This is a genomic window from Cupriavidus sp. PET2-C1 (genome assembly GCF_054515855.1).
This window is the reverse complement of sequence record NZ_CM137259.1, coordinates 2,802,319-2,821,528: the sequence shown is the minus strand read 5'-3', so window position 1 is coordinate 2,821,528 and position 19,210 is coordinate 2,802,319. Positions and strand designations below refer to the sequence as shown.

Annotated in this window: 18 protein-coding genes; 13 read left to right on the top strand and 5 right to left on the bottom strand. The window is 66.7% G+C overall.

Translation table 11 applies throughout. The annotated features are described in order from the left end of the window. Positions 1 to 57: 57 nt before the first annotated feature. Both ACX12D_RS12735 and glpK read right to left on the bottom strand, forming a co-directional pair. Entirely contained in the window at positions 58 to 1,662 is a 1,605-nt protein-coding gene (locus ACX12D_RS12735; protein ID WP_441640390.1) for a glycerol-3-phosphate dehydrogenase/oxidase, read from the bottom strand. 102 nt (positions 1,663 to 1,764) lie between these two features. After that, positions 1,765 to 3,327 (bottom strand): glycerol kinase GlpK, encoded by a 1,563-nt coding sequence (gene glpK / locus ACX12D_RS12730; protein WP_459371392.1) that lies wholly within the window; start codon positions 3,325 to 3,327, stop codon positions 1,765 to 1,767. A 78-nt stretch (positions 3,328 to 3,405) separates the two neighbouring features. Here glpK and ACX12D_RS12725 point away from each other — a divergent pair, with 78 nt between their 5' ends. Both ACX12D_RS12725 and purU read left to right on the top strand, forming a co-directional pair. Beyond that, positions 3,406 to 4,272, top strand: a complete 867-nt coding sequence (locus ACX12D_RS12725) for an NUDIX hydrolase (protein ID WP_459371391.1) — start codon at positions 3,406 to 3,408, stop codon at positions 4,270 to 4,272. A gap of 29 nt (positions 4,273 to 4,301) precedes the next feature. Further along, positions 4,302 to 5,168 (top strand): formyltetrahydrofolate deformylase, encoded by an 867-nt coding sequence (gene purU, locus ACX12D_RS12720; protein WP_043347737.1) that lies wholly within the window; start codon positions 4,302 to 4,304, stop codon positions 5,166 to 5,168. Between the two features lie 139 nt (positions 5,169 to 5,307). Here the strand turns inward: purU and ACX12D_RS12715 are convergent, their stop codons facing one another. Next, the gene (locus ACX12D_RS12715) at positions 5,308 to 6,075 is read right to left on the bottom strand and encodes a DeoR/GlpR family DNA-binding transcription regulator (RefSeq protein ID WP_441640393.1); all 768 of its coding nucleotides are present in this window, start codon (positions 6,073 to 6,075) and stop codon (positions 5,308 to 5,310) included. A gap of 156 nt (positions 6,076 to 6,231) precedes the next feature. On the opposite strand from ACX12D_RS12715, the gene ACX12D_RS12710 reads away from it, so the two are divergent. The 8 genes from ACX12D_RS12710 to ACX12D_RS12675 all read left to right on the top strand — a co-directional run bounded on the left by ACX12D_RS12710 (position 6,232) and on the right by ACX12D_RS12675 (position 13,974). Beyond that, positions 6,232 to 7,332, top strand: coding sequence for an ABC transporter ATP-binding protein (locus ACX12D_RS12710; protein ID WP_459371389.1), 1,101 nt, complete (start codon positions 6,232 to 6,234; stop codon positions 7,330 to 7,332). 1 nt (position 7,333) lies between these two features. After that, positions 7,334 to 8,440: an ABC transporter ATP-binding protein gene (locus ACX12D_RS12705; protein WP_459371388.1), complete on the top strand. Its 1,107-nt coding sequence runs from the start codon at positions 7,334 to 7,336 to the stop codon at positions 8,438 to 8,440. Next, positions 8,437 to 9,330: a carbohydrate ABC transporter permease gene (locus tag ACX12D_RS12700; RefSeq protein ID WP_459371387.1), complete on the top strand. Its 894-nt coding sequence runs from the start codon at positions 8,437 to 8,439 to the stop codon at positions 9,328 to 9,330. The genes ACX12D_RS12705 and ACX12D_RS12700 overlap by 4 nt, the downstream gene beginning before the upstream one ends. After that, entirely contained in the window at positions 9,323 to 10,144 is an 822-nt protein-coding gene (locus tag ACX12D_RS12695; protein ID WP_006163533.1) for a carbohydrate ABC transporter permease, read from the top strand. Before ACX12D_RS12700 ends, ACX12D_RS12695 begins: the two co-directional genes overlap by 8 nt. Positions 10,145 to 10,156: 12 nt before the next feature. After that, complete coding sequence (locus tag ACX12D_RS12690; protein WP_459371386.1) at positions 10,157 to 10,465, top strand: DUF2160 domain-containing protein; 309 nt, start codon at positions 10,157 to 10,159, stop codon at positions 10,463 to 10,465. A gap of 147 nt (positions 10,466 to 10,612) precedes the next feature. Then, complete coding sequence (locus tag ACX12D_RS12685; protein WP_459374013.1) at positions 10,613 to 12,343, top strand: ABC transporter substrate-binding protein; 1,731 nt, start codon at positions 10,613 to 10,615, stop codon at positions 12,341 to 12,343. 337 nt (positions 12,344 to 12,680) lie between these two features. Continuing rightward, positions 12,681 to 13,271 carry a copper resistance protein CopQ gene (locus tag ACX12D_RS12680; RefSeq protein ID WP_459371385.1) on the top strand — a complete coding sequence of 197 codons (591 nt, stop codon included), beginning with the start codon at positions 12,681 to 12,683 and terminating at the stop codon, positions 13,269 to 13,271. A gap of 136 nt (positions 13,272 to 13,407) precedes the next feature. Beyond that, complete coding sequence (locus tag ACX12D_RS12675; protein WP_441637005.1) at positions 13,408 to 13,974, top strand: TetR/AcrR family transcriptional regulator; 567 nt, start codon at positions 13,408 to 13,410, stop codon at positions 13,972 to 13,974. Positions 13,975 to 13,989: 15 nt separating this feature from the next. On the opposite strand, the gene ACX12D_RS12670 is transcribed toward ACX12D_RS12675, so the two are convergent. Further along, positions 13,990 to 15,384, bottom strand: a complete 1,395-nt coding sequence (locus ACX12D_RS12670) for an APC family permease (RefSeq protein ID WP_459371383.1) — start codon at positions 15,382 to 15,384, stop codon at positions 13,990 to 13,992. Between the two features lie 129 nt (positions 15,385 to 15,513). Beyond that, a complete protein-coding gene (locus tag ACX12D_RS12665; protein WP_459371382.1) occupies positions 15,514 to 16,386 on the bottom strand; it encodes a LysR family transcriptional regulator in 873 nt (290 codons plus the stop codon). Positions 16,387 to 16,530: 144 nt separating this feature from the next. Here ACX12D_RS12665 and ACX12D_RS12660 point away from each other — a divergent pair, with 144 nt between their 5' ends. The 3 genes from ACX12D_RS12660 to ACX12D_RS12650 all read left to right on the top strand — a co-directional run bounded on the left by ACX12D_RS12660 (position 16,531) and on the right by ACX12D_RS12650 (position 19,179). Continuing rightward, the gene (locus tag ACX12D_RS12660; RefSeq protein ID WP_459374012.1) at positions 16,531 to 17,136 is read left to right on the top strand and encodes a cysteine hydrolase family protein; all 606 of its coding nucleotides are present in this window, start codon (positions 16,531 to 16,533) and stop codon (positions 17,134 to 17,136) included. Between the two features lie 168 nt (positions 17,137 to 17,304). After that, positions 17,305 to 18,303: a lipopolysaccharide heptosyltransferase I gene (gene waaC, locus ACX12D_RS12655; RefSeq protein WP_459371381.1), complete on the top strand. Its 999-nt coding sequence runs from the start codon at positions 17,305 to 17,307 to the stop codon at positions 18,301 to 18,303. 261 nt (positions 18,304 to 18,564) lie between these two features. Beyond that, a complete protein-coding gene (locus tag ACX12D_RS12650; RefSeq protein WP_459371380.1) occupies positions 18,565 to 19,179 on the top strand; it encodes a TetR/AcrR family transcriptional regulator in 615 nt (204 codons plus the stop codon). Positions 19,180 to 19,210: the final 31 nt, after the last annotated feature.

Sequence of the window (19,210 nt, the reverse complement as noted above, 5' to 3'; positions counted from 1 at the left end):
TGCTAGCTAGCCTGGCGGCTGGACGCTGAGATGAGACAGGCCCGGCTGTGTCGTTCCTCAGGACAGCATATAGCCGCTGGCCAGTGCCCGGAAGCTCTCCACCTCGGCGGCCTGCCACGCGGCGTCGTGGCCATGCTCCTCGGCCAGGATCGCGGCCACCCGGGGCGCTGCCGCGCTGGCGGCGCCAGCCTCCAGGAACAGCGCGCGATTGCGCCGTGCCAGCACGTCCTCGACCCGCCGAGCCAGTTCGAAACGCGCGGCAAAGCGCACATGGGCGGCGGTCAGCCCGGCGCCGGGCACCAGCATTTCGTCGTTGCCGGGCAGCGTGTGCAGCATGCCGACCTCGTTGCCGTAGTAACGGTCCGGCGAGCCGCTGCCAGGCGCGGGCAGGTTCGCGGGCAAGCCTTGCGCGCCGTGCAGCGGCAGATCCGCTGTCACGCAGGGCGCGGCCGGCAGCATCTGGCGCTGGATGGCCGTGCCCACCACGTCCTCGGCCATCTTGCGGTAGGTGGTCCACTTGCCGCCGGTGACGGTGATCAGGCCGGCCTTGGACACCAGGATGGTGTGCTCGCGCGACAGCGAGGCGGTGGAGGCTTCGCCGGTGGCCTTGACCAGCGGGCGCAGGCCGGCCCAGACGCTGGTCACGTCGGCGCGGGTTGGCGCGCGCGACAGGTAGCGCGTGGCGGTCTCCAGGATGAAATCGACATCGTCGGTGCCCGCGCGGGGCTCCAGCGGCAGGTCCTTGCGCGGCGTATCGGTGGTGCCGATGATGGTGTGGCCGTTCCAGGGCACGACGAAGAGCACACGGCCGTCATCGGTCTTGGGGATCAGGATGGCACGGTCGCCGGGCAGGAAGCTGCGCGGCAAGGTCAGGTGCACGCCCTGGCTGGGGGCCACCATGCTGCGCGCGCGGCCGTCTTCCATCTGGCGCACGGCATCGACCCACACGCCGGTGGCGTTGATCACGCAGGACGCTTTCAGGTCGAAGCTGGCGTCGCCCAGCACGTCCTTCACGGTGACGCCGTCGATCACCCCGTTGCGCTGCGACAGCCCGCTCACGCGCAGGTAGTTGATGGCCGTGCCGCCTACGTCGAACAGCGTGCGCATCAGCGCGATGGCCAGGCGGGCGTCGTCGAACTGCCCGTCGAAATACAGGTTGCCGCCGCGCAGCGGCCGCCCGCCCACGTGCTCGGCCAGGGTCGGCGCCGCCGCCAGGGTTTCGCGGTGGTTGAGCCAGCGGCTGCCGGACAGGTTGAGGCCGCCCGCCAGCATGTCATATAGCTTCAGGCCGATGCCGTAGAAGGGCTGGTCGAACAACTGGTAGGCCGGCACCACGAAGCCGAGCGGCCACACCAGGTGCGGCGCGTTGCGGGCCAGCAGGCCACGCTCATGCAGCGCCTCGCGCACCAGGCTGATATTGCCCTGCGCGAGGTAGCGCACGCCGCCGTGAACCAGCTTGGTGGCCTTGCTGGAGGTGCCCTTGGCGAAGTCGGCGGCTTCCACCAGCAGCGTGCGGTAGCCGCGCGAGGCGGCGTCCACCGCCGTGCCCAGGCCGGTGGCGCCGCCGCCGATGACGATGACATCCCACTTCGGCTCGCGCTCGAGGGTGGCGAGCAAGGTGGCGCGGTCGGGCGGCAGGATGGGGGGGTGCAATGTCTGCATGATTCCTTGTTTGGTGCGAATGCGTGTCGCGGTGTTGCTTGTATGTACTTCTGTACTTTTGTACTTGTCTTGTGTGGCTCGTGCGCTGCGCTCAGCCCGCGCTCAATTTGCCGAGTGCGGTGGCGCGCCGTCTTCGCGCGCCCAGTCGCGTGCGCGCTCTACCGCGCGATGCCACCGCCAGAGCCGGTACGCGCGCGCGTCGGCGCTAAGGTTGGGCTCGAAGCGATGCTCCACCTGCCACTGGCTGGCGATCTCGTCCTCGCCGCTCCAGTAGCCGGTGGCCAGTCCCGCCAGGTAGGCGGCGCCAAGCGCGGTGGTCTCGGTCACGCGCGGGCGAACCACGGCCGTGCCAAGCAGGTCGGCCTGCATCTGCATCAGCAGGTCGCTGCGCGACGCGCCGCCGTCGACACGCAGCTCGGCCAGCGAGATGCCGGCATCCTTCTGCATGGCGTCCAGCACATCCACGCTCTGCAGCGCGATCGACTCCAGCGCGGCGCGGGCAATGTGCGCGCGTCCGGTGCCGCGGGTCAGGCCGACCAGCGTGCCGCGCGCGAACGGATCCCAGTGCGGCGCGCCCAGGCCGGCAAAGGCTGGCACCAGCACCACGCCTGCGGTGTCGTCGCACTGGCGCGCCAGCGGCTCCACCTCGGGCGCGCTGTTGATGATCTGCAGCCCATCGCGCAGCCACTGGATGGTGGCACCGCCCATGAACACGCCGCCTTCCAGGCAATATTGCGTGCGGCTGGCGGGCGGCGTGGTGCCGCCCAGCTGCCAGCCGATGGTGGTGAGCAGGCGATTTTGCGAAGTGACCGGCTGCGATCCCGTGTTCATCAGCAGGAAGCAGCCCGTGCCGTAGGTATTCTTGGCCATGCCCGGGGACAGGCAGGCCTGGCCGTAGGTGGCGGCCTGCTGGTCGCCGGCGATGCCGGCAATGGGGATCTCCGCGCCAAACAGCCGCAACGCTGTGCGCGCCACCTCGCCGCTGGAGGGCGCCACTTCGGGCAACAGGCTGCGCGGGATGTCCAGCAGGTCGAGCAGGTCATCATCCCACTGGAAGGTATGGATGTTGAACAGCATCGTGCGCGACGCGTTGGAGACATCGGTGACATGGCGCTTGCCGTCCGTCAGTTGCCAGATCAGCCAGCTGTCGACTGTGCCGAACGCCAGCTCGCCACGCGCCGCGCGCTCGCGGGCGCCCTCGGTGTTGTCGAGCATCCAGCGCAGCTTGGTGCCGGAGAAGTAGGCGTCGATGATCAGGCCGGTCTTGTCGCGGAACAGCTCGCCGTGGCCGTCGGCCTGCAGTGCCTCGCACATCGGCGCGGTGCGGCGATCCTGCCAGACCAGCGCGCGGCCGATGGGCTCGCCGGTCTGGCGGTCCCACAGCACGGTGGTCTCGCGCTGGTTGGTGATGCCGATGGCGCTCACCTGGCTGGCCGCGACGCCGGCGTCGTTCAGCACCTCATGCGCCACCGCCAGCTGCGACTGCCAGATCTCGTAGGGATCGTGCTCGACGTGGCCGGGGTGCGGGTAATATTGGCGGAATTCGCGCTGCGCGACCCGCGCCACGTTGCCGGCGTGATCGAACAGGATCGCGCGCGAGCTGCTGGTGCCCTGGTCGAGCGCCAGCACGAATTGCGGCAGGCCCGAAGGCTGGGTTTGCTTCATGCGTCTTGTCCTGGATTGACTGCTTCTACCACTACATTAGCCATTGCAGGCGTGCCTTGCCGGCCGCCGGGATCCTTCATGTCCGATACCTTGCCCGATTGCGCTAGCCAGAACCCCGTCGTGTCCCGCGTTGCCGCCTCGCTGGCGGCGCGCAGCCGTTTCGATGCCGACGCGCATTGGCGGCTGACCGTGGCAGGGCGCCAGGTGGGCTGGCTGCCGCGCGCGCATGCGCTTATCCTGCGCGCGCAGGATACGGTGCCGGCCGTGCTGGGCGAGCCGCGGGATGGCAGCGTGGCGTTGCTGCCGGATTGCGGCGATGCTGGCACGCGCAGCGCGGCGCTGAAGGTGCTGGCGCACTGGCTGGCGGATGCGGGCCATGTGCGCGGCTGGCGCGACGAGCTGTTCGCCGTCACGCCGGAACTCGCGGCGCCGGCCTTCGCGGTGATCGAGCGCGCAGCCGCGCGCTTTCTGGGGCTGCTGACCTTTGCCTCGCACATGAATGGCGTCATTGCCGGCGAGCGCGCGCTGTGGATTTCACGGCGCAGCGCCGCCAAGGCGGTCGACCCCGGCATGTGGGACAACCTGGTGGCAGGCGGCATGCCGCACGGCAGTGATCCGCTTGCCACGCTGGTGCGCGAGTGCGACGAGGAGTCGGGCATTGCGCCCGTGCTGGCGCAGCGCGCCGAGGCGCACGGCGTGATCGAAGTGCTGCGTGAAATCCCCGAGGGCGTGCAGTGGGAGGCCGTGTACGTGTACGACCTGTTGCTGCCGCCGGATTTCGTGCCGCATAACCGCGACGGGGAGGTGGCCGAGCACCGCCGTATCGAGCCGGAGGCATTGCTTGCTATCATGGCGGATGGCGCCATGACGGTCGACGCGACCCTGGTGACGCTGGATGCGCTCAATCGCCGCGGCTGGAGCGCCCCCGGCATCCCCCGCCCTTGATCGGCGCGCACTAGACAAAACCACACACGATGAGCAATACCGGATTCATTCTCACCATTTCCTGCCCGGACCAGCCGGGCATCGTCCATGCCGTCTCGGGCCTGCTGTTCCAGCACGGTTGCAACATCGTCGATTCCGACCAGTACGGCGATGAGTTCACCGGCCGCTTCTTCATGCGGGTGCATTTCACGCCGGCCGCCGGCGGCCCGGACCTGGCCACGCTGAAGACCGCGTTCGCGCCGATCGGCGATCAGTTCGCCATGCAGTGGGACCTGTTCGATGCCAGCGTCAAGCCGCGCGTGATGATCATGGTGTCGAAGATCGGCCATTGCCTGAATGATCTGCTGTTCCGCGCCAAGGCCAGCGGCCTGCCGGTGGAGATCGCCGCCATCGTGTCGAACCACCGTGATTTCTACCAGCTTGCCGCGTCGTACGATATCCCGTTCTTCCACCTGCCGATGATGAACGCCTCGGCTGAGCAGAAGGCCGCGCAAGAGAACAAGGTGTTCGAGATCGTGCGCGAGCAGAACATCGACCTGGTGGTGCTGGCGCGCTACATGCAGGTGCTGTCCGACGACCTGTGCCGCAAGCTGGCCGGCCGCGCCATCAATATCCATCACTCGTTCCTGCCCAGCTTCAAGGGCGCCAAGCCTTACTATCAGGCGCACGACCGTGGCGTGAAGCTGATCGGCGCGACCGCCCACTACGTGACCGCGGCGCTGGACGAAGGCCCGATCATCGAGCAGGAAATCGAGCGCGTGGACCACAGCATGGATCCCGAGCAGCTTACCGCGGTGGGGCGTGACGTGGAATGCGTGGCGCTGGCGCGTGCCGTCAAATGGCATGCCGAGCACCGCATCCTGCTCAACGGCCACAAGACCGTCGTCTTCAAGTAAGGCCTCAGGCAAGTCCCCAGGCAAGCCCCTAAGCAAGCCCCTAAGCAAGCCCCTAAGCAAGTCCTTCACCAGGTGCCCGGCGCCAGCCGCGCCGGCACCGCCTCGCCCGCAGGGAAGCCGGCGCCGCGGCTGGCCGCTCTCAGGCCTGCGCGACCACACAGCGCACTCCGCTTTCTTCCAGCATGCTCTCGAATGGCGGCATTAACGGCTCATCGGTGAAGAGCCGGTCGATCTCCGAGACGTGCGCCAGTTCCACCATGGCCTGCCGGTTGAACTTGCTGGCATCCGCCGCCAGCCAGACTTCGCGCGAATGCTCGATGATGGTCCGCGCTACCTTCACTTCGCGAAAATCGTAATCGCGCAGCGTGCCGTCGGCCTCGATGCCCGAGATGCCGATCAAGCCGATATCCACCTTGAACTGGCTGATGAACTCCACCGTGGCCTCGCCCACGATGCCGCGGTCGCGCGAGCGCAGCACGCCGCCGGCGACGATCACTTCGCAATCGGGGTTGTCGGCCAGGATGCTCGCCACGTTCAGGTTGTTGGTGATCACGCGCAGGCCGCGGTGGTGCATGAGTTCGCGCGCGATTTCCTCGACCGTGGTGCCGATATTCAGGATCAGCGAGCAGCCCTCGGGCACGGCGCTGGCCACCGCGCGCGCAATGCGGGCCTTGCCCTCGGCATTGAGCACCTGGCGCTGCCGATAGGCAATGTTCTCCACCGTGGAGCCCTCTACCCGCACGCCGCCGTGAAAGCGCGCCAGCATGCCGCCTTCAGCCAGCAGGTTGACGTCCCGGCGCACGGTCTGCAGGGTCACCCCGAACTTGCGGGCAAGTTCGTCGATGGAAGCGAAGCCCTGGCTGCGAACCTCTTCCAGCAGGGCGGTCTGGCGTGGATTTAGCGTCATGCCGGCATTCTAGTTCAAACACAAACGAAAACAAATGATGCAGTGCATGATTGTTTTATTTTCGTTTTTGCTCTAAAACGAGCGGGAAGCAAGGATTTGTGCGTTTGCATCATTGCGGTATATGTGATGTATGTAGCATTCGGAATCGGAGACTCGATGCAGCTCAGATTGGAAGGCATCGCCCAGCAAGCAGGTTCGCAGGCGTATCTATATCCCATGTCGCTGACGCCCGTGCCGGGCGCGGTGACCATCCTGCTGGGTGCCACCCAGGCCGGCAAGACCTCGCTGATGCGGGTCATGGCGGGGCTGGACCGGCCCAGTGCCGGCCGTGTGGAGGTGGACGGCATCGACGTGACCGGCATGCCGGTGCGCGAGCGCAACGTCTCGATGGTCTACCAGCAGTTCATCAACTACCCGTCGATGACCGTCTTCGACAATATTGCTTCGCCGCTCAAGCTGCGGCGTTCCAAGGATATCGATGGACAGGTGAGGGCGCTGGCCACCCGCCTGCATATCGAGCACTTGCTCGAGCGCTTTCCCGCCGAGCTCTCGGGCGGGCAGCAGCAACGCGTGGCGCTGGCGCGCGCGCTGGCCAAAGGCGCGCCGCTGATGCTGCTCGACGAGCCCCTCGTCAACCTGGACTACAAGCTGCGCGAAGAGCTGCGCGAGGAACTGACCCAGCTCTTCGCGCATGGCAATGCCACCGTGATCTATGCCACCACGGAGCCGGCCGAGGCGCTGTTGCTGGGCGGCTATACCGCGGTGCTGGATGCCGGCGAGCTGTTGCAGTACGGCCCCACGCCAGAGGTCTTTCACTATCCCGCCTCGCTGCGCGTGGCGCGTGCTTTCAGCGATCCCCCCATGAACCTGATGGCCGGCAACCTGCTGGCCGGCGCGGTCACGCTGCCAGGCGGCGTCGTGGTCCCCTTGCCCGGGGCCGTGCAACAAGGCGGTACGGTAACGGTCGGGGTGCGGGCCGGTGCGCTGCGCCTGGACGCCGTGCCCGGCTCGGTGCCGGTGGCGGGCCGGGTGGCGCTGGCCGAGCTGTCCGGGTCCGACACCTTCGTGCACATGGATTCCCCGGTCGGCAACCTGGTGGCGCAGTTTCCGGGGGTGGTCGACCTGGAACTGGGCGCGCCGCTCACGCTGCACCTGGATCCCGCGCAGCTCTACCTGTTCGACGCTGATGGCATGCGCATCCATGCGCCCAGCCGGCAGTTGAAGGTTGCCCCCGCCACGGCCGAGCTGGGAGCCTGAGATGACACGCATCGACCTCGACCTGTCTCATTCATACCGTCCCGATCCGCAAGCGGATGAGGACTACGCGCTGCTGCCGCTGAAGTTCACGTTCAATGACGGCGGCGCCTACGCCTTGCTTGGGCCCTCCGGCTGCGGCAAGACCACCTTGCTCAATTGCATTTCCGGCTTGCAGCGGCCATCGCACGGCACCGTCTCCTTCGATGGCCGCGACGTGACCGCAGCCACGCCGCAGGCGCGCAACATCGCCCAGGTGTTCCAGTTTCCGGTGATCTACGACACCATGACGGTGGGCGAAAACCTGGCCTTCCCGCTGCGCAACCGCGGCGTGCCCGCGGCCCAGGTGAAGGAGCGCGTGGGCCGCGTGGCCGAGATGCTGGACCTGTCCGCATCGCTGGACCGGCGCGCCAGCGGCCTGGCGGCCGACGCCAAGCAGAAGATCTCGCTCGGGCGTGGCCTGGTGCGCCAGGACGTATCGGCCATCCTGTTCGACGAGCCGCTGACCGTGATCGATCCGCACCTGAAATGGCAGCTGCGCCGCAAGCTCAAGGAGATTCACCACGAGTTCCGGCTGACGTTGATCTACGTCACGCATGACCAGACCGAGGCGCTTACCTTCGCCGACCAGGTGGTGGTGATGTCGCGCGGCAGGGCGGTGCAGGTGGGGCCGGCCGATGCGCTGTTCGAGCGCCCGGAGCATACCTTCGTTGGCAACTTCATCGGCTCGCCGGGCATGAACTTCCTGGCAGGGGCATGGCGCGACGGCGCTATCGAAATCGCCGGGCGGCGCTATATGCCGGAGTTCGCGCCCACCGTCGCCACGGCTTTGCAGGCGGCCGGCAGCTTCAAGGTCGGCGTGCGCCCCGAGTACCTGCGCCTGGCCGCGAGCACCGATCCGCAGGCCGTGCCCGCGCGCGTGGAGCGCGCGCAGGACATTGGCACCTACTGGCTGGTCACCGCCACCGTGCAGGATGCCGGCGGCCACGCTGCCACCGTGCGCGGCCGGCTTGGCCACGAGGGCGCGGCGCTGCGGGCGGGCGAGACCGTGTGGCTGTCCGTGTTCAATCGTCATACCTGTTACTACGTCAACGAGGAGCTGGTGGCATGAGCACGCTGAAGCCCGTCAACCAGAAGGCCTGGCTGCTGGTCATCCCGGTGGTCCTGTGCGTGGCGTTCTCCGCCATCCTGCCGCTGATGACCATCGTCAATTACTCCGTGCAGGACATCATCTCGCCCGAGCGGCGCGTGTTCGTCGGTACCGAATGGTTCCGCACCGTACTGCGCGACGGCGAGCTGCACGACGCGCTGCTGCGCCAGCTCGGCTTTTCGCTGGCCGTGCTGGCGGTGGAGATCCCGCTGGGCATCCTGCTGGCGCTGTCGATGCCGGCCAAGGGCGTCAAGGCGTCGGCGGTGCTGGTGGTGATCGCGCTGTCGCTGCTGATTCCATGGAACGTTGTGGGCACGATCTGGCAGATCTTCGGGCGCACCGACATCGGCTTGCTGGGTGCGGCGCTTGCCGGCATGGGCTTTGCCTATAACTACACCGGCAGCGCGGTGGACGCGTGGTTCACGGTGCTGGTGATGGACGTGTGGCACTGGACGCCGCTGGTGGCGCTGCTGTGCTACGCCGGCTTGCGCGCGATTCCCGACGCGTACTACCAGGCCGCGCAGATCGACGGCGCCTCGCGCCTGGCGGTGTTCCGCTACATCCAGCTGCCCAAGCTGCGCGGCGTGCTGATGATCGCGGTGCTGCTGCGCTTCATGGATAGCTTCATGATCTACACCGAGCCCTTCGTGCTGACCGGCGGCGGGCCTGGCAATGCGACCACGTTCCTGTCGCAATACCTCACGCAGAAAGCCGTGGGCCAGTTCGACCTGGGTCCGGCCGCGGCATTCTCGATCATCTACTTCCTGATCATCCTGCTCACGTGTTTCATCCTCTACAACTGGATGCAGCGCGCGGGCACCGCCGGCAGCGAGGACATGCCCAATGCGTGAAGCCAAGCAAAGCGCCACTTACTGGCGCGCAGTCTTCCTGGTGGTGTACCTGGTCTTTGCCATCCTGCCGATCTACTGGATGCTGAACATGTCGTTCAAGTCCAACGAGGAGATCGTTTCCACGCTGTCGCTGTGGCCCAACGATTTCACGCTGGAGCACTACAAGACCATCTTCACCGATCCGTCCTGGTACTCGGGCTACATCAACTCGATGATCTACGTGGCGATGAACACGGTGATCTCGATCACCGTGGCGCTGCCCGCGGCCTATGCCTTCTCGCGCTACCGGTTCATCGGCGACAAGCACGTCTTCTTCTGGCTGCTGACCAACCGCATGACGCCGCCGGCGGTGTTCCTGCTGCCGTTCTTCCAGCTCTACACCACCATCGGCCTGATGGACACGCACCTGGGCGTGGCGCTGGCGCACCTGGTGTTCAACGTGCCGCTGGCGGTGTGGATCCTGGAGGGCTTCATGTCGGGCGTGCCGCGTGAAATCGACGAGACGGCCTATGTGGATGGCTATTCGTTCCCGCGCTTCTTCATCACCATCTTCCTGCCGCTGATCAAGGCCGGCGTGGGCGTGGCCGCTTTCTTCTGCTTCATGTTCAGCTGGGTGGAGCTGTTGCTGGCGCGCACGCTGACCTCGGTCAACGCCAAGCCGATCGTTGCCACCATGACGCGCACGGTGTCGGCCTCCGGCATGGACTGGGGCGTGCTGGCCGCGGCCGGTGTGCTCACCATCGTGCCGGGCGGCATCGTGATCTGGTTTGTGCGGCACTACATCGCGAAAGGCTTCGCGATGGGCCGCGTGTAAGGAGAGGGTGCCATGTTCAACTGGATGGTATGGACCACACCGGTGGCCGTGTTCTTCATCAGCATCGCGGTGATGCTGGTTGGCATGACGATGTGGGAGACGCGCGCTCCCACCATGGAGCGCAAGGGCTTCCTGCCCATCGCCACCACCCGCGGCGACCGCCTGTTCATCGGCCTGATGTGCGCGGCCTGGATCAACCTGGCGTGGGTGGGCCTGGGTGAGAAGATGATGGCGTGGTTTTCGCTGGCGGAAGAGCCTTCGATCTGGATCAGCCTGGTGCTTTCGATGCTTGCGCTGGGCCTGGTGATGCGCAAGGGCTGAGCCGCATGCGGATCGCGCACCTGAGCCGACAAGAATAAAGCGACGGATTTTTCGTCAATGGGCATAGCGGCCTGCACCTTCCCCGGACCGCGACCCAGACAAAGAGCAGGGAGGGGGATTTTCGAGGAGACGTCAATGAAGGTGCACGTGAAATTGGGCATGACGGCGCTGGCCTGCGCAGCGGCGCTCGCCTGCGGCCACGCCGCTTGGGCTGGCGAGGCCGAGGCCAAGAAGTGGATCGACAGCGAGTTCCAGCCGTCGTCGCTCGCCAAGGACAAGCAGCTCGCTGAAATGAAGTGGTTCATGGACGCTGCCGCCAAGCTCAAGGCGAAAGGCGTGACGCAGATCAGCGTGGTCTCGGAGACCATCACGACCCACGAGTACGAATCCAAGACGCTGGCCAAGGCCTTCGAGGAAATCACCGGCATCCAGGTCAAGCACGACATCATCCAGGAAGGCGATGTGGTGGAGAAGCTGCAGACCTCGATGCAGTCCGGCAAGTCGATCTATGACGGCTGGATTTCCGACTCCGACCTGATCGGCACGCACTATCGCTATGGCGCCATCCTGCCGTTGACCGACTACATGGCTGGCGCCGGCAAGGAGTGGACCAATCCCGGGCTGGACGTGAAGGATTTCATCGGCACCAAGTTCACCACCGCGCCGGATGGCAAGCTCTACCAGCTGCCCGACCAGCAGTTCGCCAACCTGTACTGGTTCCGCGCCGACTGGTTCGCGCGCAAGGACCTGCAGGAGAAGTTCAAAGCGAAGTACGGCTATGACCTGGGCGTGCCCACCAACTGGTCGGCCTACGAGGACATCGCCAGCTTCTTCTCCAACGACGTCAAGGAACTCGACGGCAAGAAGGTCTACGGCCACATGGACTACGGCAAGAAGGATCCGTCGCTCGGCTGGCGCTTTACCGACGCCTGGCTGTCGATGGCCGGGTCGGCCGACAAGGGCTTGCCGAACGGCATGCCGGTGGACGAATGGGGCATCCGTGTTGGCGCTGACAAATGCACGCCGGAAGGCGCATCGGTCTCGCGCGGCGGCGCCACCAACAGCCCGGCCGCGGTCTATGCGCTCACCAAGTACATCGACTGGATGAAGAAGTACGCGCCGCCGCAAGCCATGGGCATGACCTTCTCCGAAGCCGGCCCGGTGCCGGCGCAAGGGCAGGTGGCGCAGCAGATCTTCTGGTACACGGCGTTCACCGCCGACATGACCAAGAAGGGGCTGCCGGTGGTCAATGCGGACGGCACGCCGAAATGGCGCATGGCGCCGTCGCCTTATGGCCCGTACTGGAAGCAGGGCATGCAGAACGGCTACCAGGACGTGGGTTCCTGGACCTTCTTCAAGAACACCGATCCCAACCGCCTCGCGGCGGCCTGGCTGTACGCGCAGTTCGTGACGTCCAAGACGGTATCGCTGAAGAAGTCGCTTACCGGCCTGACCTTTATCCGCGACAGCGACATCCATCACGAATACCTTACCAAGAACGCGGCCCAGTACGGCGGCCTGATCGAGTTCTATCGCAGCCCGGCGCGGGTGGCGTGGACGCCCACCGGTACCAACGTGCCCGACTACCCCAAGCTGGCCCAGCTGTGGTGGAAGAACGTGGCGACCGCGGTGACCGGCGAGAAGACGCCGCAATCCGCGATGGACAACCTGGCCGACGAAATGGACCAGGTGATGGGGCGGCTGCAACGTGCCGGCATGACGAACTGCGCGCCCAAGCTCAATCCCAAGAGCGATCCCGCCAAGTGGCTGTCCGACGACCACGCGCCATGGAAAAAGCTGGCCAACGAGAAGCCGAAGGGCGAGACCATCGCCTATGACAAGTTGTTGCAGGCATGGAAGGAAGGGAAGGTGCGGTAAGCGCCATCCTCGATGGCATAGCGGACGGTGGCCTTGTGCCACCGTTTTTTCTTCTGGGGTTTGTGATGCGCTATCGACATAGCGCGGGCTCTCGAAAAACCCCTTGACTATCTATCTACCAGTAGATAATATTCACGACATGGAAGCCGCTGCTCCGCCCCAGCAAGAAAAGCTGAAGCAGGAAAGAGGATCCAGCGCATCACCCGGGGAATCCCCGTTTTTTTTGGCCAGTTTATCTATCTACTAGTAGATAACAAACAGAAGAAGCGAAGGGTTCCAAAGCGTACCGATTCGATTCCGCCCAAGCGCGGGTCCTCAAATGCCAATGGAGAACATCATGACCTCGAACCTCTTCGCCAAGACCCTGATCACCGCCGCCGCCCTTGCCGCCGCTTTCGTTGCCGGCACCGCTCAGGCTTCGGGCCCGAAGGACAGCACCTTCGCCGGTGACAAGTACGGCTACGTGTTCCGCGCCACCACGCCCGACGCCTTCACCGACGGTGCCCGCAGCGGCAAGTTCGACCCGTTCACCGAAGGCGCACGCGTTGGCAAGGCCGACCCGTACACGGACGGCGCCCGCATCGTGGCCGGCCTGGACCGCGCGGGTGTGTCGGCCTCGCCGTCGCGTACCGTTGACCAGTTCACCGACGGCGCCCGTGCCGGCAAGTTCGACCCGTACACCGATGGCGCACGTATCGTCGCCGGCCTGGATCGTAGCGGCGTGTCGGCCAGCCCGGCTCGCAGCGTGGATGCCTTCACCGATGGTGCCCGCACAGGCAAGTTCGACCCGTACACCGATGGCGCACGTACGGTCGCCGGCCTGGATCGCGCTGGCGTGTCTGCCACCCCGGCCCGTAGCGTGGATGCCTATACCGACGGTGCACGTACCGGCAAGTTCGATGTGTTCACGCAAGGCGCCAACGCCTGAGCTACGTGTGATGCCTGAACACACTGTGAATCAATCGGTAATCCAATGAATGCGGTGATGCATGCAAAGAGCCGGTAACACCGGCTCTTTGCCATTGCCGGCACCTCGAGGGTCCGCCGAAAGGTGGATGCATGCCATGACGACTCCGTCCGTACGCGATCAACTGCTGGAGCACACCCTGGTGCTGGTGCGGCAGCGTGGGTTCAATGGATTCAGTTACCGGGACCTGGCCGAGCGGGTAGGGGTCAAGACCTCCAGCATCCATTACCACTTTCCCTCCAAGGAGGACCTGGTGCAGGCGGCGGTGACGGAGTACAGCGCCCGCAACTCGGAACGAGTGCGCGGCATCGACACCAGCCTGCCGGTGGACGAGCAGGCTCGCGCTTACCTCGCGCCCTGGCTGGCCACCGCGGGCGGCGACGCCATCTGCCTGGTGGGCATGCTGTCCGCGGATGCCGTGTTCCTGCCGGATGCGGTGCATCGCATCCTCAAGGATTTCTACCGCCTGCACGAGACCTGGCTTACGCGCCTGCTGGAAACCGCACAGGCCGTGCAGCACAAGGCCTTGCCGATCCCGCCGCAGGCGCTGGCGCAAGCCGTGTTCGGCGCGCTGCAAAGCGGGCTGGTGGTCGCGCGGCTGTTCGGCGCGCCGCAGCGTATCGAGGCGGCGGCGGACCTGTTGACGGCATCGGTCTCCGCCTAGGCGGCCCCGCGCATGTCACGGGCCCGGGGCCCTGAGCGCTCCGCGCGCGGCGAGCCGCCGGCGCCGGTTGAGCCAGAGCGGCACCGCGCCAACCGCGATGCCGCCCAGGGCCACCACGCGCGTGGCCGGGTCGAAGCTGGGAATGCTGTACAGCCCGATGAACCACAGGAACGCCGCGCTGCAAGCGGGCCAAAGCACTAGCAGCAACAACCTGCCGGGTGCGCGGGCGGCACCGCGCCGGCAGTGCCAGGCACAGGCGAAGCCGGCTAGGCCGTAGTAGAACGCCACCTGGAAGCCGATGGCATTGACCGAGTCCTGGATGATCTGGCCCACGCTGTTGAAGCGCGCGGACAGCGCCAGCAGCAGCAAGCCGAACGATGCGATCACCGCGGTGGCCACCCACGGCGTGCGCCAGGTGTGGTGCAACTCCGCATAGCGCGGGTGCAGCAGGCCATCGCGGCCTTTGGCGTAGAGCGTGCGGGTGAACTGGAGGATCGAGGTTTCCAGCGTGCCCACGGTGCTGAGCATGACGGCCAGCACGGCCAGGTAGTCCCACGGCCGCGGGAACAGCCGCGCGGCGAGCGCAAATACGACGTTGGTGCCGGCTTGGCGGATCTCCTGGTCGCTCAGCACGGCCTGGCTGGCGATGACGAAGGTCATGAACAGTGCCAGCACGATGACCATCGCCATCAATGCGCCGCGCCCGGGCACATGCGCCGGATCGCGCGTTTCCTCGGTCAGGTTCGCCGTCACGTCCCAGCCCCAGAAGAAGAACAACGCCACCAGTGCCCCATTGGCAAACAGCTGCGGGGTAAACCCAAATGGCGACAGCATCGCCAGCGAGAGCGGGTGGGCAAGCGGCAGCGGCGCGCGCAGCACGGCAGCGAGCACGATCGCCGCCAGCACCCCGACCTCGACCAGCGTCATCGCCACCTGGGTGTAGCTGGTCAGCTTGACCCCCTTGACCACGATCACGCTAACCGCCAGCAGCCAGCCTGCGGCGACCAGGGTCACCACGGGCGGGCGCTCCGCCAGGGCCGGATCGAACAGGAGCAGGGTGGCGGTGGCGGCCGGAATGGTGCCGGATACCATGAATACCGCCGACGCTACCAACAGCGTCCAGCCCGCGAAAAAGCCGAGCGCCGGATGGAAGATCTCGCAGACCCAGGTGTAGCAGGCGCCCGCGCTGGGCTGCAGCCGGTTCAGTTGCTGGTAGGACAGCGTCACGCCGAACATGATCAGGCCGCAATACAGCAGGCTGGCCGGCGCCAGGCCTCCCACCGTCGCGACCAGGGTGGCGGTGGTGGCCGCCAGGCTGAAGGCGGGCGCCGTGCCCGCCACGCCCATGACGACGGATTCGCCCAGCCCGAGTGCGCCTGCGTCCAGCGTTGCCGGTGACTTCCGATCCATGGCGAAGCTCCCCGTGCCATCGGTGGCCGGTGACGGCCTGCCGACAGCACCGTGCGCGAGCCCGTGGGGGCGGGCATGCTTCAGGCAACTATACTGCCTGCCCCCGCGTTTTCAACCGCTTCCGTGGGCTCACGGGCATTGCCGCAGTTCCCCGGCCAGCCAGTCGATCACGGGCCGGAACCGGGAAGCGCCGCGAAACTCCTGCGGATATGCCAGCCAGATCTCCCGCACCACCTCCGGCACCTCGCGCACCAGCGCGAGCCGGGCATCGTCCCGCGCCAGGTAGTGCGGCAGCAGGCCGATGCCCAAGCCGTTGCGAATGGCCTCGCGCACTGCCAGCAGGTTGTTCGACTGGAACCCCGTGCGTGCCGCCAGCGTGCGCGTCCATTCCGATTCCGGCAACGCCAGGCCTTCGTCCAGCAGGCCGCACAATGGCGCGCCGTCGAGATCCTGCTCGCGCCACGGGCCGGCGTTGGCGGGCCGCCCCGGCGCATACAGGCCAAAGCCCATGCTGCCCGCGCGCTGCGCGATGGCATCGCTTTCCTGCGGCCGCGCCAGCCGCACCGCGATGTGGGCGCGGCGCCGCGCGAGGCTGGCGATGCGGTTGTCCGTTTCCAGCCTGACCTCGAGTTGCGGGTGCGCGCGATAGAGCCCGAACATGCGTGGTGTCAGGAAGTGGCTGCCGAGCGCGGCGGTGCAGGCGATGCTGACCACGCCGGAGACGCCGCTGCCGGTGTCCTCCACTTCGCGCAGCAAGCGCTGCGCCGAACCCTCCATCTGCTGCGCCGCGGCCAGCGCCGAGCGGCCGGCCGCCGAGAGCGCGAACGCGCCATCGGTGCGTGTTGCCACGGGCTTGCCGAGCGCTGTCTCCAGGCGCCGGATGCGGCGGATCGCTGTCGCGTGCGTGACCTCGAGCTCACGGGCGCAGGCCGAGTAGTTGCCGGTGCGGATCAACGTGGACAGGGTGAGCAGGTCGTCCCAGTGGAGTGAACGTTTTTGCACAATGGATGTGAGCCAGTTGAGAATTGGCGAACAGCATAGCGCGGCTTATCATCGCTTGCATGGTAGTCGCCCTCGCGGCGCCTGCCCGTGTATCCCCACGCCGTTTCCGACACCTGACGCACAAGCAAAAGAAAAGGAGCCATGATGACCACACCCTTTACCCTGCTCGACCTCGCCGGCGCCAGCCGTCTTCCTTCAGCGTGGGAGGCCGCCACGCTGGTGCTGATCGACCACCAGCGCGAGTATGTCGACGGCAAGCTCCCGCTGGTGGGCATGCCCGGCGCCATCGCGGCCTGCGGCGAACTCCTGGCGCTGGCGCGCCGGCATGGCAGCCCGGTGGTGCACGTGGTGCATCACGGGCGGGCCGGCAGCGGCGGCGCCTTCGATCCCGAGGGCCCATATGCGGCCATCATCCAAGGCCTGGAGCCGCTTGGCGGCGAGCATACCGTGGTCAAGGGCCTGCCCAACAGCTTTGCCGGCACCACGCTGGCCGCCATGCTGGACAAGCTCGGGCGCAAGGAACTGATCGTGGCGGGCTTCCAGACGCATATGTGCATCAGCGCCACGGTGCGCTCCGCGCTCGATCATGGCTATCGCAGCACCGTGCTGGCATCGGCCTGCGCTACGCGCGATCTGCCCGACCCGCTGGGCGGCGCGCCGCTGTCGGCGGCGGAGATCCACCGTCACTCGCTGGCCGCGCTGCATGACCGCTTTGCCACCGTGGTGGCTGGCCCGGGCGCCTGGGCCTGAAGGAAAACGGAAAACGCGGCACGCCGCTGGCTTGCGCCGGGTGCCGCGCGAACCCCATGCGGGGCCGTCGCGGGGCTTGCAAATTGGTGCGTCGCCCTTGGGGCTGGTGCATACTACGGCCTCGCTGCCAGCCGGCGAGATCCGTCCGCAACCCGATTTTCCATTTCCATGAAACGCATTCTCCTCATCAAGATCACCTCTCTGGGCGATATGGTGCACACGTTGCCGTTGGTGTCCGACCTGCGGCGCGCCTATCCCGAGGCCAAGATCGACTGGGTGGCCGATGCGTCGTGTGCCGATATTCCGCGCTGGGCCGTGGGCGTGGATCGCGTGATCGCGCCGCCGCTGCGCGGCTTCAAGAAATCCCGCAGCTGGGCCGACCTGCGTGCCATCATCGGCGCGCTGTGGGCCCTGCGCCGCGAGAAGTACGATGTGGTGGTGGATGTGCACGGCGTGTACAAGAGCGCCATCGTGGCCTGGCTGGCGCGCTGCAGCCGGCGCCTGGGCTACGCCGCCGAGTACCTTGGCGAGGCGCGCGCCGTGTTTGCCTACACGCAGATCTTCGGGCCGCATGGCGACGCTACCGCGCGCCACAAGATGCGCATGGTGGTGGCCAATGCGCTTGGCTATCCGCTGGATCCCGTTGAGCATTACGCGCTGCGTGTGCCCGCGCCCGCGGTGCCGCTCAATGCCGATGGCGTGCCGCGCGCGATGCTGTTCCACGCGACCTCCGTCGAGGCCAAGAAATGGCCTGCGCAGCGCTGGATCTCGGTCGGCCGCACGCTCACCGAGCGCGGCTACCGGATCCAGTTGCCCTGGGGCTCGCCCGCGGAGCGCCAGCAATCCGAAGCCCTGGCAGCGGAGATCCCCGGTGCCGAGGTGCTGCCGCGCATGACCATCACCGAATGCGCGCAACGGGTCGATGCCGCCGCGCTCGTGGTTGGCACCGATACCGGCTTCGTGCATCTGGCGGATGCGCTGGGCAAGCCGTCGGTAATGCTGTTTACGGTCACCGACAGCCAGCACTTCGGCATTAATACGCCCGGGCAGTCCGTCTCCGTTGGCGCGCGTGGCGTGGTGCCGGAGATCGCGGACGTGCTCGCCGCGATCGGCGAGGTCACGGGCGGCCAGTCCAGGCCGCAGCTGGTGGCCGCCAGCCAGGGCTGATCGTCGCCCGCCCCGCTGCAACGGCGGGGCGTCCTGTCCACTTGCCCACTTGCGCGGCACCGGCGCTTCCCGGTGCCCGCGCCGCTCCCCCTTGTTCATCACGGCATGCAGGCCGTCCAGCCGGGCGGCCATCTGCGTTGCCCGCGCTTGCCCGCATTCTCGCCTTGTGTTCTATATCGACCGATATATAATGCGTTCTATATCGTGTGATACAAAATGTATCCACCCCAACCAACCCGAGTCAGGCAAGCCGGAGCCACCATGGCGCGACCACGCGAATTCGATGAGCAGCAGGTGCTGGAGGCAGCGGGAGACGCATTCTGGGCGAATGGCTTCGAGGCCACCTCCACCCGCGATCTCGTGAAGTGCACGGGCTTGACGCAGCCCAGCCTGTACAACGCCTTCGGCGACAAGCGCGGGTTGTTCCTGCGGGCGCTGGAGCACTACCTCGACCGTACCCTGCGCGAGCGCATCGGCCGGCTGGAATCTTCGCAATCGCCCGCGCATGCCATTGCAGCGTTCTTTGGCGAGATCGTCGAGCGCTCGGTCGCGGACGTGCGGCACCGCGGCTGCATGCTGGTCAATGCCGCGGTGGAGTCCACGCCCGGCGACGAAGCCTGCCGGAAAGGCATCGCCGACGAGCTCGCCCAGATCCAGGATTTTTTCCAGCGCTGCATGGCAGCGGGGCAGGCGAGCGGCGAGATTCCCGCGGCCATGCCGGCGGCGGATGCGGCTGCGCATCTGCTGGCGGTGCTGCTCGGCGTGCGCGTGCTGGCCCGGGTCAGGCCGGAACGGGCGTTGCTGACGGGGGCCGTTGCCCCGGCGCTTAGCCTGCTGGGCCTGCCGCCGCTGCCCGCCGGAGCGCGCGCGGCATGAGCCCGCATGAGCGCAACAAACACACGCCGTA

Excerpts from the sequence above, each read along its gene's own strand:
- ACX12D_RS12660 (WP_459374012.1), top strand. The coding sequence starts at position 16,531 with ATGACCACACCCTTTACCCTGCTCGACCTCGCCGGCGCCAGCCGTCTT.
- ACX12D_RS12700 (WP_459371387.1), top strand. The coding sequence starts at position 8,437 with ATGAGCACGCTGAAGCCCGTCAACCAGAAGGCCTGGCTGCTGGTCATC.
- purU (WP_043347737.1), top strand. The coding sequence starts at position 4,302 with ATGAGCAATACCGGATTCATTCTCACCATTTCCTGCCCGGACCAGCCG.
- ACX12D_RS12695 (WP_006163533.1), top strand. The coding sequence starts at position 9,323 with ATGCGTGAAGCCAAGCAAAGCGCCACTTACTGGCGCGCAGTCTTCCTG.
- ACX12D_RS12670 (WP_459371383.1), bottom strand. The coding sequence starts at position 15,384 with ATGGATCGGAAGTCACCGGCAACGCTGGACGCAGGCGCACTCGGGCTG.
- waaC (WP_459371381.1), top strand. The coding sequence starts at position 17,305 with ATGAAACGCATTCTCCTCATCAAGATCACCTCTCTGGGCGATATGGTG.
- ACX12D_RS12680 (WP_459371385.1), top strand. The coding sequence starts at position 12,681 with ATGACCTCGAACCTCTTCGCCAAGACCCTGATCACCGCCGCCGCCCTT.
- ACX12D_RS12675 (WP_441637005.1), top strand. The coding sequence starts at position 13,408 with ATGACGACTCCGTCCGTACGCGATCAACTGCTGGAGCACACCCTGGTG.
- ACX12D_RS12725 (WP_459371391.1), top strand. The coding sequence starts at position 3,406 with ATGTCCGATACCTTGCCCGATTGCGCTAGCCAGAACCCCGTCGTGTCC.
- glpK (WP_459371392.1), bottom strand. The coding sequence starts at position 3,327 with ATGAAGCAAACCCAGCCTTCGGGCCTGCCGCAATTCGTGCTGGCGCTC.
- ACX12D_RS12715 (WP_441640393.1), bottom strand. The coding sequence starts at position 6,075 with ATGACGCTAAATCCACGCCAGACCGCCCTGCTGGAAGAGGTTCGCAGC.
- ACX12D_RS12705 (WP_459371388.1), top strand. The coding sequence starts at position 7,334 with ATGACACGCATCGACCTCGACCTGTCTCATTCATACCGTCCCGATCCG.
- ACX12D_RS12690 (WP_459371386.1), top strand. The coding sequence starts at position 10,157 with ATGTTCAACTGGATGGTATGGACCACACCGGTGGCCGTGTTCTTCATC.
- ACX12D_RS12710 (WP_459371389.1), top strand. The coding sequence starts at position 6,232 with ATGCAGCTCAGATTGGAAGGCATCGCCCAGCAAGCAGGTTCGCAGGCG.
- ACX12D_RS12650 (WP_459371380.1), top strand. The coding sequence starts at position 18,565 with ATGGCGCGACCACGCGAATTCGATGAGCAGCAGGTGCTGGAGGCAGCG.
- ACX12D_RS12735 (WP_441640390.1), bottom strand. The coding sequence starts at position 1,662 with ATGCAGACATTGCACCCCCCCATCCTGCCGCCCGACCGCGCCACCTTG.